This window comes from Mesorhizobium sp. WSM1497, assembly GCF_001672455.2.
GTDB classification, from domain to species: domain Bacteria; phylum Pseudomonadota; class Alphaproteobacteria; order Rhizobiales; family Rhizobiaceae; genus Mesorhizobium; species Mesorhizobium ciceri.
The window spans coordinates 1,094,658-1,111,644 of the sequence record NZ_CP021070.1 but is presented as its reverse complement, the minus strand read 5'-3'; the positions used below and the strand labels follow the sequence as shown (position 1 = coordinate 1,111,644).

The window sequence follows — 16,987 nt, the reverse complement described above, 5'->3', positions numbered from 1 at the left end:
AGATCCTATTCGTCGCTCGATGTTCCGGTGGCGCCGGGCGCGTGCGCCGCCGCCTTGCGGCGCGCCTCGACGCGGTCGTGGCGTTCGACGCCGATCAGCTCGGCGACGCGCCAGACGGTGTTGTCCTCGAGCTCGTGCAACTCGCCGTCGGCATAGACGATTTCCCACATCAGGCCGATGAAAGCCTTGCGCGCATCGGCATCGAGATGGCGCTTCAAGACGCTGGTGAAGGCGTAGAGATCGATCGCCTCATTGTCGGCCCGCTCGCCGGCAGCGGCCAACGCTTCGAGTTCCGCGCCACTGATCGAATAGCTCTCGGCCAGCACCGCCTTGAACCGCTCCCACTCGACATCCTGGCGCACGCCATCGGCGTTCATCACATGGTAGAGCAGCGCCGAGGCGGCGACACGCGGATCGTCCGTGCTGGCATGCGTGCCGGCACCGGCCGGCAAATCCCTGAGAAACGACAGAACGCGTTCAAACATAGATCCATACCCCAACGGCCTGACGGCCTGCCCAACTCAAAACAACCGAAACCGGCGCGGCGATTTCTCCGCTTCCTCGTCCGGATCGACGCCGGGATCGTCCGGCAGCCGCGCAAGCTCCTCGGCCGGCTCGACGCCTTCGGCATCGCTCGGCACCGCGGCGAAGGCCGCTGCCGTGATTGGCCTGACATGATCTTCTTCGCGACTTTCAGCTTGCTTGCCCGCCGACGTCTCGCCACCGGCGTCGTCGATCACTTCGATCGGCCTTTTTTCGCTCGTCGGCTTTGCCAATGCTTCAATAACCGGTGCCGCACCCGCTGGCGCGTCATCATGGCTGTCGATCAACTGGCCAAGACGCTCCATCGGCGCGCGCCACTCGAAGGCGTCGAGCCGGCCGGTGATCGGCGATACCGGAGCCCAGCGTTCCGATACCACGCCGTCTGCGACCCAGGCCGGATCGCGCGGCGCCCGCACCGCCCTGGACAGCAGCTGCCGAACCTTGCCCTGATCGCCGGTCTCGGCCTCCTCGATGTCGGCGAGCAGCAGATAGGCGCCCTCGCGACGGTCCATCCGGATCGCCGCCTCGGCCTCGCGGCGGGCGGTCGCGAAATCCTGCGCGTCGAGCGCGGCGCGCGCCACCGTCATCGACGATTCGGCGTGGTTCTTCTTCATCTCCTGCAGCTTCTTCGCCCGGTTGAGGCGGTCGAGCACCGCGTCGCCCGGCCTTGCATGGGTATAGAGCTCGGCGATCTCCGGATGCGGCTCGGCCTTCCACGCCGCCTCGAGTATCTTCGAGCCCTTGCGCACATCGTTCTGCTTGAACAGTGCGGCCGCGGCGGCCACGGCGGCAGGCGCGAAATCGGGCCTGAGCTTGTTCGCCTCGATCGCGGCCGTTCTGGCGGCGGCGGGATCGCTGTCGGCAAGCGCCTGCGCCTTGGCGGTCAGCAGCACGGCGCGGCGGCGGTTGGCGGCATCGCGTTCGATCTGCCGTGTCGCTTTCTGCGCGTCGACGAGTTTCAGGGCGCCGTCCCAGTCGCCGCGCGCGGTCAGCTCTTCCAGCGTCGATTCCGCCGCCCAGGCCAGCTGCGGCGCCACAGCGGCGGCGCGGCCGGCATAATGCCTGGCGGCGTTGCGGTCGCCGAGCCGTTCGGCTTCCAGATAAAGCCCGCGCAAACCCAGCAGCCGCATTTCGGGATCGTCGAGCATGCTCTCGAATTTCTGCCGCGCGCCTTCATGATCGCCTTCGAGCAGCGACGCCTGCGCTTCGAGCAGGTGGATCAGCGGCTCCTGGTCGGAACGGATCAGCTTGGCGGCTTCCTTGGTCTTCTTGCGGGCCAGCGCGCCATCACCGGCGCCGGCGGCAATCATGCCGGTCGACAGCGCCTGATAGCCACGATCGCGGCGGCGGACACGGAAATAGCGCGAGATGGTGTAGGGGCTGTTCCACAGCGACTTGAGCAGCCACCACAGGATCATCACCGCAGCGACCACGGCAACGACAGCCACCGCCGCCACCATCAGGCTGACCTGGTATTGATAGCCGTTGAAAGTGACGACCATGTCGCCCGGCCGGTCGGCCAGCCAGGCAAAGCCCAGCCCGAGCGCGAAAACGACGATGAGGAAGGCGAGCAGGCGGATCATTGTGTTGCCCTCATGCCTTCATCGCGCCCGAGATCAGCGCATCGACCTGGGTTTCGACCTCGATGCGCGCCTTCAGCTTACCGGCAAAGTCGGCGCCCGCGGCCTTGGCGGCCTCGGGCAGCGTTTCATACTCGCTGAGTGCCTTGGCGTAGTCGCCCTGGTTGACCGCCGCCTCCATGCGCGCGACGGTTTCCGGTGCGCCGGCGCCTTCGACGGCGCCGATCGGCCTGACCTTGACCAGCGATTGCGCGCTCGACAGAAGGCTCTGAACGAAGCCGGCATTCTCATCGACAGGCGTCGCCGCCGTGACCATGGCATTGGCGGCGGCATCAGCCTGCGATGCGATCTCGGCGCGGGTTGGAACGCCCTTTTCGGCATAGGGGCGCAGTGCCGCAAGCTGCGGCGCATCAGGCGAAATCGCGGCGAGGGTTTCGAGTTCGGCCGAAAACGGCCCGCCACGCTCAAGCGCCGCCTTCAAGGCCGACGCCGCGATGGCAAGCGCGATCTTCGGCTGTCCCGCCGCCGCCTCGACCTTGCCGGACAGCTGCGACACAGACTGCTCCAGCGCTTTCAGCCGGCCATCCTGCGCGGTCGCCGCCTCGCCGGCCGACTTCACCTGCGCGTCGAGGCCTGCCAGTTTTTTGGTGAGCGGACCAAGATCGACCGGCGCCGAGCTGCCCGCCTTGCCGAGGGCGGCGACCGCCGTCTCGATCTGCGCGACCTTGTCGCCCAGTGCGGTGACGCCGGCCGCGTCGCCTGCTCCACCTTTCTCGACAGCCGATTTCAGCGCCGCGACATCAGCCTTGACCTGCTCCAGGCCCGAGGACAGCCCGACCATCTTCGCCGCTGCATCGCCGTTGCCGCCGGCGTCCTTCAAGCCGGCGATTTCGGTCTTCAGCGAGGCGATGTCGCCATTGACGCCATCGAGCGAGACGCTGGCGCCGGAGCCCGGCGCGCCGAGCAGGCCGGCAAATTGCAGCCCGCCGGCGCCGACCAGCGCGATGACGCCGCCGATGATGCCGGCGGCGATGCCGTTGAGGCCGCCACGCTTTTCAGGGGCTGGCGCCATTTTCTCGTCCCGTGTCTCGGCTTTTGCCTTGTTGCCGTCGGTCTGCGCTGCCGACGCGTCGTCGAAACTGTAGTCGAAGGTTTTGGCGCGGTTGGGCGGCGCATCCGAACCGGGATAAGGCAGCTCTGGCTCGGCGGCTTTGGCTCCGCCATCCGCCGGCGCTTGCCCTTCCGCACCTGCGGCGCCATCGGCATGTTCCCACGGCTCGAGATCGGTCTGGTCGGCATGAACCGGCTCTTCGGGAACCTCGGGCTGCGAAGCGTTCGCTGCTTCCTCGGCCTTCGCCTCGTCTGTCTGCGCCTCCTGCGTGGCGGCGTCCTCGTCGGCGATGCGTGAGACGGCGCCCGGCTCGAGATCGATGGTCACCGGCTCGCGGCGGCTTTTCGAGTGTCGCATCTTCGGCGTCTTGACCATGCCTGGGCTCCGCACATTCGCTTCGTCTCAACGCCTGGCGGCGCATGATGGTTCAGAAAGGGTCTAGCACATCACCAAGCGGTGAAAAGGGGCGGTGTGATGACGCGGCTCAGCGCGGCGCCTGCAAAAGCGCCAGCAATGCCTCCTCGTCAGGTTGCGCGGCAATGCGGATCCTTTCGCTGGCGGCATCGTCGAAGGCTGCGGCGATCCGCGTGGAAAGCGCAAAAACCCATGTTTTTTCGAAGAGACCGCGCAGAGCGGGCCGTCTTGCCAGGATTTGCATCGCCGCCGCCGCCTTGGCTGAATAGAGCAATACCGCGTCGGCAGGTTGCCCGGACAGGCGTTCGAGGGTGACTTCGTCCGGATAACCCACTGTCAGCGTGTCATAGGTCTCGACGGCGTGGACCCGAACGCCCACCGTCCCGAGCCTCTGTTCGAACGCCGGAAAACGCACGCGCCCGCAGAGGTAGACAATCGTCTTTCCAGAAAAATCGGCGGCGAGAACGTCGGCCAGCGCCTCGGCATCGCCCGGGCCTTCACTGACCGACAAAAACCCCGCTTTGCGGGCAGCTTCCGCAGTCCGCCTACCGACGGCATGACAAGGCAAGGCGGCGAGCGTCGCGATGATTTCTTCCGGCGCATGGCGCATGGCATTGGCGCTTGTGACGGCCACCGCGACGGCATCGTCCGGGATCAGTCCGGCAGCGGCGGGCAACGCCTTTGTTTCGGTCAGGGGCAAAAGAACCGGCTGAAAACCTGCCTCCTCCAGCCGATGCGCTGTGCGCGAAGCACCCGGTTCCGGCCTGGTCACCAGGACGCGAAGCATTTCAGAGCCAGCCGTCGAAGAACTTTTCGCCGGCCCTGGCGCGCACGCTCCGGGCCGCTTCACCGCCGATGCGGGCGGCGTCTTGCGCCGGCCCCTGCAGCTCGACCGTGTGCGACTGCGTGCCGTCGGGCGAGATGATCAGCCCGGCAAAAGACAGCTTTCCGGCCTCGATCGCGGCATAGCCGGCGATCGGCGTGCGGCAGGAGCCATCGAGCGCCGCCAGAAAGGCACGCTCGCAGGCCAGCGCCTGGCCGGTCGGCACATCATGGACGGCTGCCAGCATCTTTTCGACATCGCGGTCGCCGATACGGGTTTCGATGCCGATCGCGCCTTGCCCCGGCGCCGGCGGGAAGACGTCGAGCGGTATCAGGTCGGTGACGACATGCTCGAGCCCAAGCCGCTTCAGCCCGGCATAGGCCAGGATCGTGCCGGCGGCGACGCCTTCCTCGAGCTTGCGCAGCCGCGTCTGCACATTGCCGCGGAACATCACCACGTCGAGATCCGGCCGCATCCGGCGGATCAGCGCTTGCCGCCGCAGCGACGACGAGCCGACTTTCGCCCCGCGCGGCAGTTCGGCGATCGTCTTCGCCGCTTTGCCGACAAAGGCGTCGCGTGCGTCCTCGCGCGGCAGGAAGGCCGACAGTTCGAGGCCGTCGGGCAGTTGCGTCGGCATGTCCTTCGACGAATGCACGGCGATGTCGATCCGGCCGGCCAGCAGCGCCTCCTCGATCTCCTTGGTGAACAGGCCCTTGCCGCCGGCTTCCGACAGCGGCCGGTCCTGGATGCGGTCGCCGCTGGTCGAGATGACGACCACCTCGAACGCCTCCGCCGGCATGCCATGCGCGGCCATCAGCCGCGCCTGCGTTTCATGCGCCTGCGCCAGCGCCAGCGGGCTGCCGCGTGTTCCGATTCTCAAGATTGTTTGCATGGCGCGCAGTCCGTGATAACCCCCCGGCAAGCGAGGCTTTTCCGGGGTTCTCCTAACGGGGAAAGCCCCATGATACAATCTTTAGGGACAGCGACGAATTGATCCGCGTGCTGGGCATAGAGACGAGTTGTGACGAGACCGCCGCCAGCGTGGTGGCCATCGACGGCGACGCCGCGCCAAAAATCCTGTCCAACATCGTGCTCAGCCAGATCGAGGAGCATGCCGCTTTCGGCGGCGTCGTGCCGGAAATCGCCGCGCGCGCCCATGTCGAGGCGCTGGACGGCATCATCGAGGCGGCGCTTGCCGATTCGGGTACAGCACTAGCCGATATCGACGCGATTGCCGCCACCGCCGGCCCCGGCCTGGTCGGCGGGCTGATCGTCGGGCTGATGACCGCCAAGGCAATCGCCGCGGCGGCGAACAAGCCGCTGATCGCCATCAACCACCTCGAAGGCCATGCGCTGACCGCAAGGCTGACCGACGGGCTCGACTTTCCCTATCTCTTGCTGCTGGTCTCCGGCGGCCATACGCAAATCGTCGCCGTGCGGGGTGTCGGCGACTACCAGCGCTGGGCAACGACTATCGACGACGCGCTCGGCGAAGCCTTCGACAAGACGGCCAAGATGCTCGGCCTGCCCTATCCCGGCGGACCGAATGTCGAAAAGGCGGCACAGGCCGGCAACGCCTCGCGCTTTGCCTTTCCGCGTCCGATGAAGGGCTCGGCCCAGCCCGACTTCTCCTTCTCCGGCCTCAAGACCGCCGTGCGCCAGGCGGCGAGCGCCATTGCGCCGCTGAGCGACCAGGACGTCGCCGACATCTGCGCCTCGTTCCAGGGGGCCGTAGCCGATGCTCTGGCCGACCGTGTTTCTCGCGCGCTGACGCGCTTTCGCGAGACATTTCCCGGCACCAGGAACCCAGCCCTCGTCGTTGCCGGCGGTGTCGCCGCCAACCGCACGATCAAGACCATGCTGGAGCGGCTCTGCGCCGAGACCGGCTTCACCTTCATTGCGCCGCCACTGAAACTTTGCACCGACAATGCGGCGATGATCGCCTGGGCCGGCATCGAGCGGCTGCGCGAGGGCATGGCGCAAGAGAACGGCTTCGATTTCGTGCCGCGCTCGCGCTGGCCGCTGGACAGCATCTCGGCGCCGATGGTCGGCTCCGGCCGGCGCGGAGCCAAGGCATGAACGAAGTGGCAATGAGCGGCAACGTCACCGCGCCAAGCGGCTGGCGCGTTGCCGTGCTCGGCGGCGGCGCCTGGGGCACTGCCTTGGCCTTGGCCATGCTGCGCGCCGGCCATTTCGTCCGCCTTTACGCGCGCGATCCGGAGACCGTCGCCGCGATCGACCGCGGCGAAAATCCACGCTACCTGCCGGGCATTACGCTCCAGCCCGGCATCGTGGCGACGAGCAACATCCAGGCCACGCTCGACGGTGCCGATTGCGTGCTGGCGGTGACGCCGGCGCAGTCGCTGCGGGCGACGCTGGCGGCCGCGAAGGACCATATGCCGGCCGGTATCCCGCTGGTTCTGTGCGCCAAGGGCATCGAAAGCGAGACTGGCGCGTTGCTATCGGCGATTGTCGAAGAAATCCTGCCGCTCAATCCGGTTGCCGTTTTGTCGGGCCCGAGCTTCGCCAACGACGTCGCCCGCGGCCTGCCGACGGCCGTTGTGGTCGCCGCCCGCGACGAGGCGTTGGCCGCCGATCTCGCCGCCCGCTTTTCCGCCGAAAACCTGCGCTGCTATTCGAATGACGACCTGATCGGCGTCGAGATCGGCGGCGCCTTGAAGAACGTCTTTGCCATTGCCGCAGGTGCCGTCACTGGGGCGGGTCTCGGCGCCAGCGCCCAGGCCGCCATGGTGACGCGCGGCTTTGTCGAATTGCGCCGCATCGGCGCTGCCTTCGGCGCCAGGCCCGAAACGCTGATGGGGCTTTCCGGCCTTGGCGACCTGCTGCTGACCTGCTCGTCCACCCAGTCGCGCAATTTCGCCTATGGGTTGGCGCTCGGGCAAGGCAAGCCACTTGCCGGATTGCCGCTGGCAGAAGGCGTGCCGACGGCGGCGATCGCAGCCCGCATTGCCACCGAGCGCAACATCGACGCGCCGATCATTGCCGCCGTCGCCGCCATACTGGATGGCACCATCACCGTCCGGCAGGCCGTGACGGCGTTGATGACCCGGCCGCTGAAGACCGAAACCAACGATTGATCCCCTTTGAACGATCAGGAGAAAAAATGCTGTTTGCTGTGATTTGCAAGGACAAGCCCGGAAGCCTGCAGGTGCGCCTCGACACGCGGCCCGAGCATGTTGCCTTTCTCGAGGGGTTGAACGGCGACAAGAAGCTGGCATTCGCCGGTCCGTTCCTTGACACTGAAGGCAAGTCCAATGGCAGCCTCGTGGTCGTCGAAGCGCCCGACCTGGCTGGCGCCCAGGCTCTGTCGGCCGCCGACCCCTACGCCAAGGCCGGGCTGTTCGAAAGCGTCGAAATCCGCCCGTGGAACTGGACGTTCAACAAGCCGGCGGCTAGTTAAATCCCGGTCGCCAGCGCGACTCCAAGGAGGAGAAAGACATGAACTACTGGCTGTTCAAATCCGAGCCATTCAAGTTCTCCTTCGAGATGCTGAAGGCCAAGGGCAAGGCCGGCACGCAATGGGACGGCGTGCGCAACTACGCGGCGCGCAACAACATGAAGGCGATGCAGATCGGCGATCTCGGCTTCTTCTACCACTCCAACGAGGGGCTGAACATCGTCGGCATCGCTGAAGTCTGCGCGCTTGCCCATCCCGACACCACGTCCGACGATCCGCGCTGGGAATGCGTCGACATCCGCGCCGTAAGGGATGTACCGAACCCGCCGACGCTGGAACAGGTGAAGGCCAATCCGAAGCTTGCCGACATGGCGCTGGTGCGGCTCGGACGGCTTTCCGTGCAGCCGGTGACGCCGGCCGAATGGAAGGAAGTCTGCCGCATGGGCGGCTTAACGCCGGCTCCGTGACGGCGCTCACGCCCAACAGTGCCAAACAGTTCATTCTCGACAACACGGCGCTGATGGCGCCGCCGCACGTGCCGGAGATCCTGCTTCATCTTGCCGACGAAGCGCATGACCTGTGGCAGCGGACCGAGGAAGAGCTGGTCGAAATCGGCCTGCCGCCGCCCTTCTGGGCTTTCGCCTGGGCCGGCGGCCAGGGCCTTGCCCGCTATGTCCTGGACAATTCCGGCACGGTGCGTGGCAAGCACGTGCTCGACTTCGCTTCCGGCTCCGGCCTTGTCGCCATCGCCGCTGCCAAGGCCGGTGCCGCCAAGGTGATCGCCTCCGACATCGATCCGTTCTGCGCCACCGCGATCCGGCTCAACAGCGAGATCAACGGTATCGGGACCAAATTCCTCGGCACGGATTGCATCGGCACCGATGCAGGTTGGGACGTGGTCCTGGCCGGTGATGTTTTCTATGACAAATCTTTCGCTGACCGGCTGGTGCCATGGTTCGCAACGCTGAAGGCGCGCGGCGCCGAAATCCTTGTCGGCGATCCCGGCCGGTCGTATCTGCCGAAGACAGGGCTGGAGCCGCTTGCGGTCTATGAAGTGGCCGTCACGCGGGCGCTGGAGGATGCGCTGGTCAAGCGCACGACCGTCTGGCGGTTCGCTTGACGCGATCGCCGAACAGGCGTTCCATCATATCCAATCAGAGGGGGGAGCTCATGGATTTTTCAGCAGTGAACTGGCTGGCGGTGGTCGCTGCCGCAATCGTGGCGTGGCTGTTCGGCGCCGCCTGGTACATGAGCCTGAGCAAGCCGTGGCTGAAGGCCGCCAAGCTCGATCCGGCGACGATGAAGAAGTCGCCGCTGCCCTTCGTCGTCAGCTTCATCGCCGAACTGGTCATGGCCACGATAATGGCGCTGGTCGTCGGCGCGATGACCGGCGGCGAGCCGACATGGCTCGCCGGACTTGTCTTCGGCTTCGTGCTCTGGCTGGGTTTCGTCGCCACGACGCTCTCGGTCAACCATCGCTACGAGAATTTCGGCTGGGACCTGACCCTCATCGACGGCGGCCACTGGCTCGGCGTGCTGCTGATCATCGGCGCCGTCATCGGCTGGTTCGGCGCGGTGGCAAGCTGAGTCAAGAAGGGAGTAGGGCAGTAAGGCAGTAGGGGAATAGGGGGCAGACGGCACCGACGCCTATCCCTACTGCCCTACTGCCCTACTGCCCTACTGCCCTACTGCCCTACTGCCCTACTGCCCTACTGCCCTACTGCCCTACTGCCCTACTGCCCTTTATCCGTGGTCCGCGTCTTGGCGACTTCCTCTAGCATCCATTCGCGAAAGGCGACGATGCGTGGATCGTCGGCGGTATTTTCGGGATAGACCAGGAAATAGGCGAACTCGGGCGCCACGCGCAGGCCGAGTTCGAAAGGCTGCACCAGCCTGCCCTGGGAAAGGTCGTTCGCCACCATGGCGAAATCGGCGAGCGCAACGGCATTGCCGTCGAGCGCTGCCTGGACGGCATCCGTGGAATTTCCGAACACGACTGTCCGGCTGTCGTCGAAATCATTGATGCCGGCCGCCGCCATCCACATCCGCCAGTTCGGCCACGTCACGCCTTGCCGCGACCATTCGATATGCGCAAGCGTATGGTTGAAAAGATCGCGCGGCTCGCGCAGCGGCGGACCGGACGTCAAAAGGCTCGGGCTGCACACCGGAATGAGGATGTTGTCGAACAGCCGGTGGGTGCGAAGGCCCGGATATTTGCCAGCGCCAAAACGGATGCCGACATCGATGTCGTCAAGTTCGAAATCCCGCACTTCATAGGCAATGTCGAATCGCAACTCGATATCGGGGTGACGCTTGCGAAAATCGTCGACGCGTCGCATCAGCCATTTTGACGCGAACTGCGCGTCGAGCGTTACCTTCAAAAGAGCGGTGCCGCGCGTCAGCTTTTGCGCCCGCGAAACAGCCCGGCCAAGCAGGTCGAGCGCGTCCGCCGAGGCGTCGAACAGCACCGTTCCCGCCTCGGTGAGCCGGATGGTGCGGCTGGTGCGCGTGAACAGCACCAGCCCGAGCTGATCCTCGATTTCCTTGATCTGATGGCTGACGGCGGCCGGTGTCAGCCCAAGCTCGTCGGCGGCACGGGTGAAATTGAGGTGCCGGGCCGCCGCCTCCAGCGTCCTCAAGGCACGAGTCCCAGGCAGAAGACGAGCCATCCTATCCTCAAAGAAAACTTGATGATCGAGAGAAAACTACTCGTTTCCTACAGAGATTTCAATCTGGCATGATCTGTCCATCGAAACATCATCAAGCCGGATTTGATATTCGGGGAGAACGGAGCACACCATGTCCATCATCGTTTTGAATTCGTCCGCACATCGTCCGAACTGGCTGGCCGAAACCCTCGACTGGTTGCGTCACGCCCGGGTCGCGATACGCCTCCCCCGCCGCGATACTGCCTACCAGAACGTCGAGGATCTCTCCGACCGCCAACTGCGCGATATCGGCGGCGCGCGCCGTGATGTCGCTCGCGCAATGGACAAGGAGCTTGGCCGGCTGGGCCTGCTCGACATCGGCTGGCAGAGACCTGGCCGTAGGGGAATAGGGGAATAGGGGAATAGGGGAATAGGGGAATAGGAAAAACTACGGCCGCGCCGAGCTTTCCCCTACTCCCCTACTCCCCTACTCCCCTATTATCTTACCACCCTCACCACCGTCCGGTCCGACAGCAGCGGCAGCAGCCGCGCCATGGTTTGCGCCGTGACAGCCACACAGCCTTGCGTCGGCGTGAAGCCGGGGCGCGCCAGATGGAAGAAGATGGCGCTGCCGCGTCCGCGCCGGCGCGGCGACAGGTTCCAGTCGAGCACTAGGCAGGCGTCGTAGAGCCTGTCGTCGCGCCGCATGCGTTCGTGGCTGGCGCCATAGGGAATCCTGACCGGCCTGTTGTAGTTGCGGTCGTCAGGCACTTCGCACCAGCCCAGATCGGGCCCGATCGGCGTCATCGCCAGCCGGGTCCTGCGGCCGCTGGAGAACTGATCCCCCCGGAAATACCCCGACAGGATCCGCATCGCGGCCAGCGGCGTGGCGCCATCGCCTTCGCGCTTGTCGGCCGAGATGCCGCCGCGCCCCAGCGCACAGGCAAACACCGTTTTCCCGGCCTGCAGCAGGCCCTGGCTTGGATGCCCAGGCCTCGCCCGCACGGTCAGCACACGCAGCCCTTTTCGCAAAATTGCGCCGGCTGCATTGCGATCGTGTTTTTTCTTGTATGATCGTGCCACGGAACAAATCACTGTGAACGGCTGTTACGCCGGTCAGCTTCCGCATAAACAGGCAGCGGTCAACTGAATTTTCTTTTCAAAACAACGGATTGATCCATGACTTCACGCACCATACTGATCGTCGACGACGATGATGACCTGCGCGGCACGCTGGTCGAGCAATTATCCCTTTACGAGGAATTCGACGTGCTGCAGGAATCGACTGCGGCAAAGGGTGTCGCCGCAGCGCGCGGCGGCCTCATCGATCTGCTCATCATGGATGTCGGGCTGCCCGACATGGATGGCCGCGAAGCGGTGAAGATCCTGCGCAAGGGCGGCTACAAGGCGCCCATCATCATGCTGACCGGTCACGACACCGATTCGGATACGATTCTTGGTCTCGAGGCCGGCGCCAACGACTATGTGACGAAGCCGTTCCGCTTCGCCGTGCTGCTGGCGCGCATTCGGGCGCAGTTGCGCCAGCATGAGCAGAGCGAGGATGCCACCTTCTCGGTCGGGCCCTATACTTTCAAGCCCAGCCAGAAACTGCTGCTCGACCCGCGCGGCGGCAAGGTGCGGCTGACGGAGAAGGAGGCCTCGATCATCAAATATCTCTATCGCGCCGACCAGAAGGTGGTGACGCGCGACGTGCTGCTCGAGGAGGTGTGGGGCTACAATTCCGGCGTCACCACGCACACGCTGGAAACCCATGTCTACCGGCTGCGCCAGAAGATCGAGCGCGATCCTTCCAATGCGGAAATTCTTGTGACAGAAAGCGGCGGCTACAAGCTGGTTCCTTAAACATTTTCATTATCCAATGAGCGGCCGGGCGGGGCCGCTTTCGGGTACGATCCAGTTGGAGGGTGGTTTGGATCGAACTCGCAGAGGAGGAGTCGGACTGTCGGTTCGGGGACATAGCTAGATGGCGCTGGATGACGACATCCGCGTTCTGTCCGCCGTGAGGCTCTTCGAGGGCTTCACGCAGGAACAACTGCGCCTGCTCGCCTTTGGCGCCGAGAACACCAGGCTGATTGCCAACCACAAGCTCTATCGCGAGGACGACGAGGCCGATTCCGCCTATATCGTTGTCAGCGGGCGCATCGTGCTCTACCGGGAGCAGAATGGTGAGCGAATCCCGATTGGCACGGCAGACCCCGGCACGATCCTGAGCGAACTGGCATTGATCGCCGACACCAACCGGTTGACCAGCGCCTCGGCCGAGATCGATTCGGAAGTGATGCGCCTCAGCCGCAAGATGTTCCGCCGCATCCTGGAGGAATATCCCGAGATCGCGGTCAAGCTGCACCAGCGCATCTCGGAGGAATTTCAGGCGATGATCCGCCGCATCGAGGAACTGGCGCCGCGCTTCTCCGGCTAGATCTAGCGTACCCACGAAGCTGCTGGCCTCGCGGCCGAAGGCAGAAGCGTTTTCAACGACAGCGATGAGCTGGTCGTGGCGCACTGCGGCCATCCGGACGCCCGGATCCAGCGGCAAGGCTCCGTTGACAGGCAAGAGGTGAAATCCTAAAGCACCTCGAAGGCGGCCGGCGCAGCAGGCGCCATCACCACCAGGCTCCTGGGGGGAGCGAGCCATGCCATCAGGGCGGTACGAGACCATTATCTTGTATTCCCGCAATGACGCGTTCGGCGACGGACTGATCCGGATTCCGGCATTGCGCGCCGCCAGAACGGCATTCCCCGATAGTTTCATCGTCTACGGAACCACCCGGTCGTCGTCCCTTGAACATAGCCTCAATCGCCATGCCCGCCATTTGGTCGATGCGATCAATGTGCGGACGCCGCTGGCGCGCCTAGTCGCCGATCACCGCAAGGGCAAGGAGCGATTGGCCGTCGTCGATTTCCGCATCTCGGCGCGTTGGCTGCTTCAAGCCTCGGCATCACTGCTCGGCCGCGGCATTGCCTATGAGGCAAACTTTCCGGCTTTCGCCCTTTCCTGGCGCCTGGGTCACAGGCCTGAAGCACGACCCGGGCACAATGCCTGGCGCTACCATCGCCTCATCGAACGCCTTGCCGGCAAGCGGCTGCCTTTCGATCATCGGCTGGAGCCTAGCCCGGCCGCACGAGCGGCGGCCAGGAGCCTTGCGGACGGCAAGCATGCTCCCTTGATCATTATCGCGGCGCATGGCAGCGCCAGCAAGCGCATGTCGGCGGATCAGGTTGCCGCAATCGCCGACAGCCTGATCGCCGACGGGGCGAACCTTCTCTATGTGAGAACCCCCGGCGACGGTCCCGATATGGCTGAGCTGGCTCAGCGCGTGCCGAAGCTGCGGCTTGTCGATTCCGCCGCGATCGGAGGTGTCGATATCGGTGACATCTTGCTGGCGCTCGGCGAGTTTGCCGATCTTTACATCGGCGCCGAAGGCGGTACCGCACATCTCATGGCAACGGTGATGACGCCGATGGTTATCCTCAATGGCGGCGCCAACATGGCCCGTTGGAGGCCGCTTTCGAACTGCGTGGACGTGATCGCGACCCGCCATGCCAGCCCGACCGGCCTGGTCGCCGATGTCCCGGCGCCGACAATCATCGAAGCGGCGCAACGGATGCTGGCGACACGCCGCCGCGACCATCCCCATCTGCCGGATCTCGCAGGCCTGTCAGCGCAGCAGCCCTGGGGCAACGACATGCGTGAAGACGTGAAGCGCGCCGTTTGAGTTCGAATTTATTTGGACGCGCTTCGAAGCGTGTTGGATTCAGGTCGGGCATTTGCAGGCCGGCCTCCCCTGAACATCGGCGCCATGGTACAATGGGTTCGGTGGAGCGAAGCGCTGCAACCGTTCGATGCTGACCACCGGCACAATGCAGGCGGAGTTCTCGGCGCGGCAGAGCTGGCAGCCATCGCACTGGATTAGGCATAGGTCAGCACTTCTTGATCTTTGATTCCAATGGAATTCCTCTCAGTCCTCTATGAGAATAGCAAATGCCAGAGAACAGCGCGCCGAACACAAAGCATGGCGGCGAATGGACAATAGCCTGGCGCTTGGTCGTGGTGGCGGCGGCGGCGATCAACGTTGCGATGCTCTTGGCCGCGCTGTTCGTCGCGCAAATTCGTGGTCTGGACGCGTGGATCTTTTATCGAGATCCATCCGCAGCCGCCGGAGTCGGTTTCTATACGGGGTGGATTTCGTCCCTGGGTGCTTCGCTATGGATCGGCTCCGGCGCCGCAACCCTGTTTGCTGGCCTGCTCACGCGCCGATGGGATTGCACGTTTCTCGGCGGCCTTACCCTCCTCTTGGGCCTCGATGACCTGTTGTTGATCCATGAGGACGTGCTGCCCATTGTTGGGATACCAGAGATCGTTCCGATGATTGCCTACGCCGCCGCCGGGTTGTTCTGGTTCTTCCGGCTGCGACGAAAAACATTCGACGGCACGATCATCTTTGTGGCCGCAGGCTTCCTGCTGGCGATGTCAGCATCGATCGACCAGCTCGGAGAGCTGTTTCCTACCCCCGGTTCTGCGGCCGCCATCGCCGAGGACGTCGTCAAAGAGCTTGGCATCTTCCTTTGGGCGGCAGGTGCCGTTGGGTACGCGGCGATGGTGACACGATTGGGCCGCCCGTGGGTGGATCCAGCCGGTCCCAACTCTACAGACTGACTGCCGCACGCGGGCATTTTCGACCAGACTAGTCCAGATCGAACCGCGCGATGACAGGCACATGGTCCGACGGGCGCTCCCAGCCGCGCGCCAGACGCAGGATCTCGTAGCCGGAAAAGCTGGGCACAAGGTTCGGCGACGACCAGACGTGGTCGAGGCGGCGGCCGCGATTGGACAGCTCCCAATCCTGCGCGCGATAGCTCCACCAGGTGTAGAGCTTCTGCTCGTCCGGCACGTTGAGCCGCATCAGGTCGACCCAGTTGCCGGCGCGACGCATCGCCTCGAAATTTTCCGTCTCGACCGGCGTGTGGCTGACCACGTTGAGCAATTGCTTGTGCGACCAGACGTCATGTTCGAGCGGGGCGATGTTGAGGTCGCCGACCAGCACCGAGCCGGACACCTCGTCATGTTCTGCCCGGATGGCATTCATCTCGGCAACGAAATCGAGCTTGTGCTTGAACTTCCTGTTGATGACGGGATCCGGTTCGTCGCCGCCCGCCGGGACGTAGAAATTATGCAGCAGGATCGCCTTGCCGCCGGCCCGCACCGTCACCGAGAGGTGCCGGCTGTCCTCGATTTCGCAAAAGCGTCGCTTTTCGACCAATTCGATCGGCCGCCGCGCCACGGTTGCTACGCCGTGGTAGCCCTTCTGGCCATGGAAGGCGATGTGCTCGTAGCCGAGCTTGCGGAAAGCCTTCTCGGGGAACAGTTCGTCGGGAACCTTGGTTTCCTGCAGGCACAGCACGTCGGGCGCATGCTCGACGAGCAGGCGCTCGACGATCGGCATGCGAAGGCGAACGGAGTTGATGTTCCAGGTGGCGATGGAGAAGGGCATTTGGCAATCCAGGACAGCGTGCAACGGCCAGAACCGATGGGTCCCGGCGGGGAAGACGCCTTTTGACGGAGTCGGTCCGGGAAATTGCCAGCCGCGGACCGCAAAGACAAGCCGGGCAACGCCCGACGAGGCGCGGCCCGGTGCTTTCCACAGCTATTGGAGCGTTTGAAGCTAGCGCGCCTTGTTGGTGTTGAGCTCGCGGTTCGCCGTGTAGTCGATGGCGAAAGTATCCGGCGCGAAGCTGACGCCTTCCTTGGTGTTGAAGATCATCACCGTCGTATCCTTGCCCTGCGCGTCGGTGATCGTCCACTGCCGCAAGTCGAAGGTTTTCGGATCGAACATCATGGTGATCTTCGAATTGCCGAACACCGATTTGTCGGCGAGCTGGATGGTTGTGAGGTCGTCCTCCTGCTTGACGCTTTTGACGCGGTCGCCGGAGAGGTCGATCCTGTTGTCGAGCAGCAGCTTCAAGGGTGTCTTCGACAGCGGATAGAGATCGGACGTGTTGAGCCTCTTGTTCAGGATGACCACCGACTGGCCGTCTGAAATCACCCGGAAGTTCGAAGAGCCGTCGTAGTTGAAGCGGATCTTGCCCGGCCGTTCGAGGAAGAACTTGCCGCCGGTCTGCTCGCCCTTGGGGCCGAACTGCACGAATTCGCCGCTCATCGATTTGACCGAGGAAAAGTGGTCGGCGATCTTCTGCGCAGCGGCCGGCACAGCCGCCTGCGCCGAGGCCAGCACCTGGAAGCCGGGCACCGCGTTGAAGGCTGCCGCCCCTGCAAACGCCAGGCCGAGGCCCAGCAACTGACGCCGGGAGGGAGCAAATGTGCTGAGCGCTGAAAGATCGTTTTTCATATCGGTCACTCTCGTCTGATTCCTGAGTTGTTCTGTGCTTGGACCCCCAGTTGGGCTGAAATTTGGCGGGTCGGGCGTCCCT

The 16,987-nt window shown here is 64.4% G+C and carries 20 protein-coding genes; 11 read left to right on the top strand and 9 right to left on the bottom strand.

The window, feature by feature from the left end; all coding sequences use genetic code 11:
• Positions 1 to 5: 5 nt before the first annotated feature.
• The 5 genes from A9K65_RS05445 to hemC form a co-directional block, all read right to left on the bottom strand.
• Positions 6 to 485: a TerB family tellurite resistance protein gene (locus A9K65_RS05445; RefSeq protein ID WP_013528912.1), complete on the bottom strand. Its 480-nt coding sequence runs from the start codon at positions 483 to 485 to the stop codon at positions 6 to 8.
• A gap of 36 nt (positions 486 to 521) precedes the next feature.
• A complete protein-coding gene (locus A9K65_RS05440; RefSeq protein WP_027163056.1) occupies positions 522 to 2,126 on the bottom strand; it encodes a heme biosynthesis protein HemY in 1,605 nt (534 codons plus the stop codon).
• A 10-nt stretch (positions 2,127 to 2,136) separates the two neighbouring features.
• Positions 2,137 to 3,609: a COG4223 family protein gene (locus tag A9K65_RS05435; RefSeq protein ID WP_027163057.1), complete on the bottom strand. Its 1,473-nt coding sequence runs from the start codon at positions 3,607 to 3,609 to the stop codon at positions 2,137 to 2,139.
• Between the two features lie 109 nt (positions 3,610 to 3,718).
• A complete protein-coding gene (locus A9K65_RS05430) occupies positions 3,719 to 4,435 on the bottom strand; it encodes a uroporphyrinogen-III synthase (protein ID WP_064992600.1) in 717 nt (238 codons plus the stop codon).
• Between the two features lies 1 nt (position 4,436).
• Positions 4,437 to 5,363, bottom strand: coding sequence for a hydroxymethylbilane synthase (hemC, locus tag A9K65_RS05425; protein WP_064992601.1), 927 nt, complete (start codon positions 5,361 to 5,363; stop codon positions 4,437 to 4,439).
• Between the two features lie 101 nt (positions 5,364 to 5,464).
• On the opposite strand from hemC, the gene tsaD reads away from it, so the two are divergent.
• Genes tsaD through A9K65_RS05395 form a run of 6 tightly spaced genes read left to right on the top strand, consistent with a single transcriptional unit; the run spans position 5,465 to position 9,476 of the window.
• Complete coding sequence (gene tsaD, locus A9K65_RS05420) at positions 5,465 to 6,550, top strand: tRNA (adenosine(37)-N6)-threonylcarbamoyltransferase complex transferase subunit TsaD (protein WP_198327618.1); 1,086 nt, start codon at positions 5,465 to 5,467, stop codon at positions 6,548 to 6,550.
• On the top strand, positions 6,547 to 7,569 hold the full coding sequence (locus tag A9K65_RS05415; RefSeq protein ID WP_050596319.1) for an NAD(P)H-dependent glycerol-3-phosphate dehydrogenase: 1,023 nt from the start codon (positions 6,547 to 6,549) through the stop codon (positions 7,567 to 7,569). Before tsaD ends, A9K65_RS05415 begins: the two co-directional genes overlap by 4 nt.
• Positions 7,570 to 7,595: 26 nt before the next feature.
• A complete protein-coding gene (locus tag A9K65_RS05410; protein ID WP_013528905.1) occupies positions 7,596 to 7,892 on the top strand; it encodes a YciI-like protein in 297 nt (98 codons plus the stop codon).
• A 38-nt stretch (positions 7,893 to 7,930) separates the two neighbouring features.
• Positions 7,931 to 8,356, top strand: coding sequence for an EVE domain-containing protein (locus A9K65_RS05405; protein WP_013528904.1), 426 nt, complete (start codon positions 7,931 to 7,933; stop codon positions 8,354 to 8,356).
• On the top strand, positions 8,311 to 9,009 hold the full coding sequence (locus A9K65_RS05400) for a methyltransferase (protein ID WP_198327563.1): 699 nt from the start codon (positions 8,311 to 8,313) through the stop codon (positions 9,007 to 9,009). The genes A9K65_RS05405 and A9K65_RS05400 overlap by 46 nt, the downstream gene beginning before the upstream one ends.
• A 50-nt stretch (positions 9,010 to 9,059) precedes the next feature.
• Positions 9,060 to 9,476 (top strand): DUF1761 domain-containing protein, encoded by a 417-nt coding sequence (locus tag A9K65_RS05395; protein WP_063173342.1) that lies wholly within the window; start codon positions 9,060 to 9,062, stop codon positions 9,474 to 9,476.
• Positions 9,477 to 9,622: 146 nt separating this feature from the next.
• Here A9K65_RS05395 and gcvA read toward each other — a convergent pair whose 3' ends face one another.
• A complete protein-coding gene (gene gcvA, locus A9K65_RS05390) occupies positions 9,623 to 10,558 on the bottom strand; it encodes a transcriptional regulator GcvA (RefSeq protein WP_013528901.1) in 936 nt (311 codons plus the stop codon).
• A gap of 130 nt (positions 10,559 to 10,688) precedes the next feature.
• Between gcvA and A9K65_RS05385 the strand changes: the two genes are divergently transcribed.
• Entirely contained in the window at positions 10,689 to 10,955 is a 267-nt protein-coding gene (locus A9K65_RS05385) for a hypothetical protein (RefSeq protein ID WP_013528900.1), read from the top strand.
• Positions 10,956 to 11,035: 80 nt separating this feature from the next.
• On the opposite strand, the gene A9K65_RS05380 is transcribed toward A9K65_RS05385, so the two are convergent.
• Positions 11,036 to 11,572, bottom strand: a complete 537-nt coding sequence (locus tag A9K65_RS05380) for a L,D-transpeptidase (protein ID WP_181172690.1) — start codon at positions 11,570 to 11,572, stop codon at positions 11,036 to 11,038.
• A gap of 144 nt (positions 11,573 to 11,716) precedes the next feature.
• Here A9K65_RS05380 and A9K65_RS05375 point away from each other — a divergent pair, with 144 nt between their 5' ends.
• The 4 genes from A9K65_RS05375 to A9K65_RS05360 all read left to right on the top strand — a co-directional run bounded on the left by A9K65_RS05375 (position 11,717) and on the right by A9K65_RS05360 (position 15,215).
• Positions 11,717 to 12,400, top strand: coding sequence for a response regulator transcription factor (locus A9K65_RS05375; RefSeq protein WP_013528898.1), 684 nt, complete (start codon positions 11,717 to 11,719; stop codon positions 12,398 to 12,400).
• 121 nt (positions 12,401 to 12,521) lie between these two features.
• Positions 12,522 to 12,977 (top strand): Crp/Fnr family transcriptional regulator, encoded by a 456-nt coding sequence (locus A9K65_RS05370; protein ID WP_013528897.1) that lies wholly within the window; start codon positions 12,522 to 12,524, stop codon positions 12,975 to 12,977.
• Positions 12,978 to 13,191: 214 nt separating this feature from the next.
• Entirely contained in the window at positions 13,192 to 14,274 is a 1,083-nt protein-coding gene (locus A9K65_RS05365; RefSeq protein WP_084015485.1) for a glycosyltransferase family 9 protein, read from the top strand.
• Between the two features lie 266 nt (positions 14,275 to 14,540).
• Entirely contained in the window at positions 14,541 to 15,215 is a 675-nt protein-coding gene (locus A9K65_RS05360) for a hypothetical protein (protein ID WP_050596349.1), read from the top strand.
• A 28-nt stretch (positions 15,216 to 15,243) separates the two neighbouring features.
• Here the strand turns inward: A9K65_RS05360 and A9K65_RS05355 are convergent, their stop codons facing one another.
• Together A9K65_RS05355 and A9K65_RS05350 are read right to left on the bottom strand one after the other, a co-directional pair.
• Positions 15,244 to 16,050, bottom strand: coding sequence for an exodeoxyribonuclease III (locus A9K65_RS05355; protein ID WP_013528894.1), 807 nt, complete (start codon positions 16,048 to 16,050; stop codon positions 15,244 to 15,246).
• 171 nt (positions 16,051 to 16,221) lie between these two features.
• Entirely contained in the window at positions 16,222 to 16,905 is a 684-nt protein-coding gene (locus A9K65_RS05350; protein WP_024505000.1) for an outer membrane lipoprotein carrier protein LolA, read from the bottom strand.
• Between the last annotated feature and the right edge of the window lie 82 nt (positions 16,906 to 16,987).

Excerpts from the sequence above, each read along its gene's own strand:
- A9K65_RS05400 (WP_198327563.1), top strand. The coding sequence starts at position 8,311 with ATGGAAGGAAGTCTGCCGCATGGGCGGCTTAACGCCGGCTCCGTGACG.
- A9K65_RS05370 (WP_013528897.1), top strand. The coding sequence starts at position 12,522 with ATGGCGCTGGATGACGACATCCGCGTTCTGTCCGCCGTGAGGCTCTTC.
- A9K65_RS05395 (WP_063173342.1), top strand. The coding sequence starts at position 9,060 with ATGGATTTTTCAGCAGTGAACTGGCTGGCGGTGGTCGCTGCCGCAATC.
- A9K65_RS05405 (WP_013528904.1), top strand. The coding sequence starts at position 7,931 with ATGAACTACTGGCTGTTCAAATCCGAGCCATTCAAGTTCTCCTTCGAG.
- A9K65_RS05350 (WP_024505000.1), bottom strand. The coding sequence starts at position 16,905 with ATGAAAAACGATCTTTCAGCGCTCAGCACATTTGCTCCCTCCCGGCGT.
- A9K65_RS05415 (WP_050596319.1), top strand. The coding sequence starts at position 6,547 with ATGAACGAAGTGGCAATGAGCGGCAACGTCACCGCGCCAAGCGGCTGG.
- A9K65_RS05355 (WP_013528894.1), bottom strand. The coding sequence starts at position 16,050 with ATGCCCTTCTCCATCGCCACCTGGAACATCAACTCCGTTCGCCTTCGC.
- hemC (WP_064992601.1), bottom strand. The coding sequence starts at position 5,363 with ATGCAAACAATCTTGAGAATCGGAACACGCGGCAGCCCGCTGGCGCTG.
- A9K65_RS05445 (WP_013528912.1), bottom strand. The coding sequence starts at position 485 with ATGTTTGAACGCGTTCTGTCGTTTCTCAGGGATTTGCCGGCCGGTGCC.
- A9K65_RS05360 (WP_050596349.1), top strand. The coding sequence starts at position 14,541 with ATGCCAGAGAACAGCGCGCCGAACACAAAGCATGGCGGCGAATGGACA.
- A9K65_RS05365 (WP_084015485.1), top strand. The coding sequence starts at position 13,192 with ATGCCATCAGGGCGGTACGAGACCATTATCTTGTATTCCCGCAATGAC.
- A9K65_RS05440 (WP_027163056.1), bottom strand. The coding sequence starts at position 2,126 with ATGATCCGCCTGCTCGCCTTCCTCATCGTCGTTTTCGCGCTCGGGCTG.
- A9K65_RS05435 (WP_027163057.1), bottom strand. The coding sequence starts at position 3,609 with ATGGTCAAGACGCCGAAGATGCGACACTCGAAAAGCCGCCGCGAGCCG.
- A9K65_RS05430 (WP_064992600.1), bottom strand. The coding sequence starts at position 4,435 with ATGCTTCGCGTCCTGGTGACCAGGCCGGAACCGGGTGCTTCGCGCACA.
- A9K65_RS05375 (WP_013528898.1), top strand. The coding sequence starts at position 11,717 with ATGACTTCACGCACCATACTGATCGTCGACGACGATGATGACCTGCGC.
- A9K65_RS05410 (WP_013528905.1), top strand. The coding sequence starts at position 7,596 with ATGCTGTTTGCTGTGATTTGCAAGGACAAGCCCGGAAGCCTGCAGGTG.
- gcvA (WP_013528901.1), bottom strand. The coding sequence starts at position 10,558 with ATGGCTCGTCTTCTGCCTGGGACTCGTGCCTTGAGGACGCTGGAGGCG.
- A9K65_RS05385 (WP_013528900.1), top strand. The coding sequence starts at position 10,689 with ATGTCCATCATCGTTTTGAATTCGTCCGCACATCGTCCGAACTGGCTG.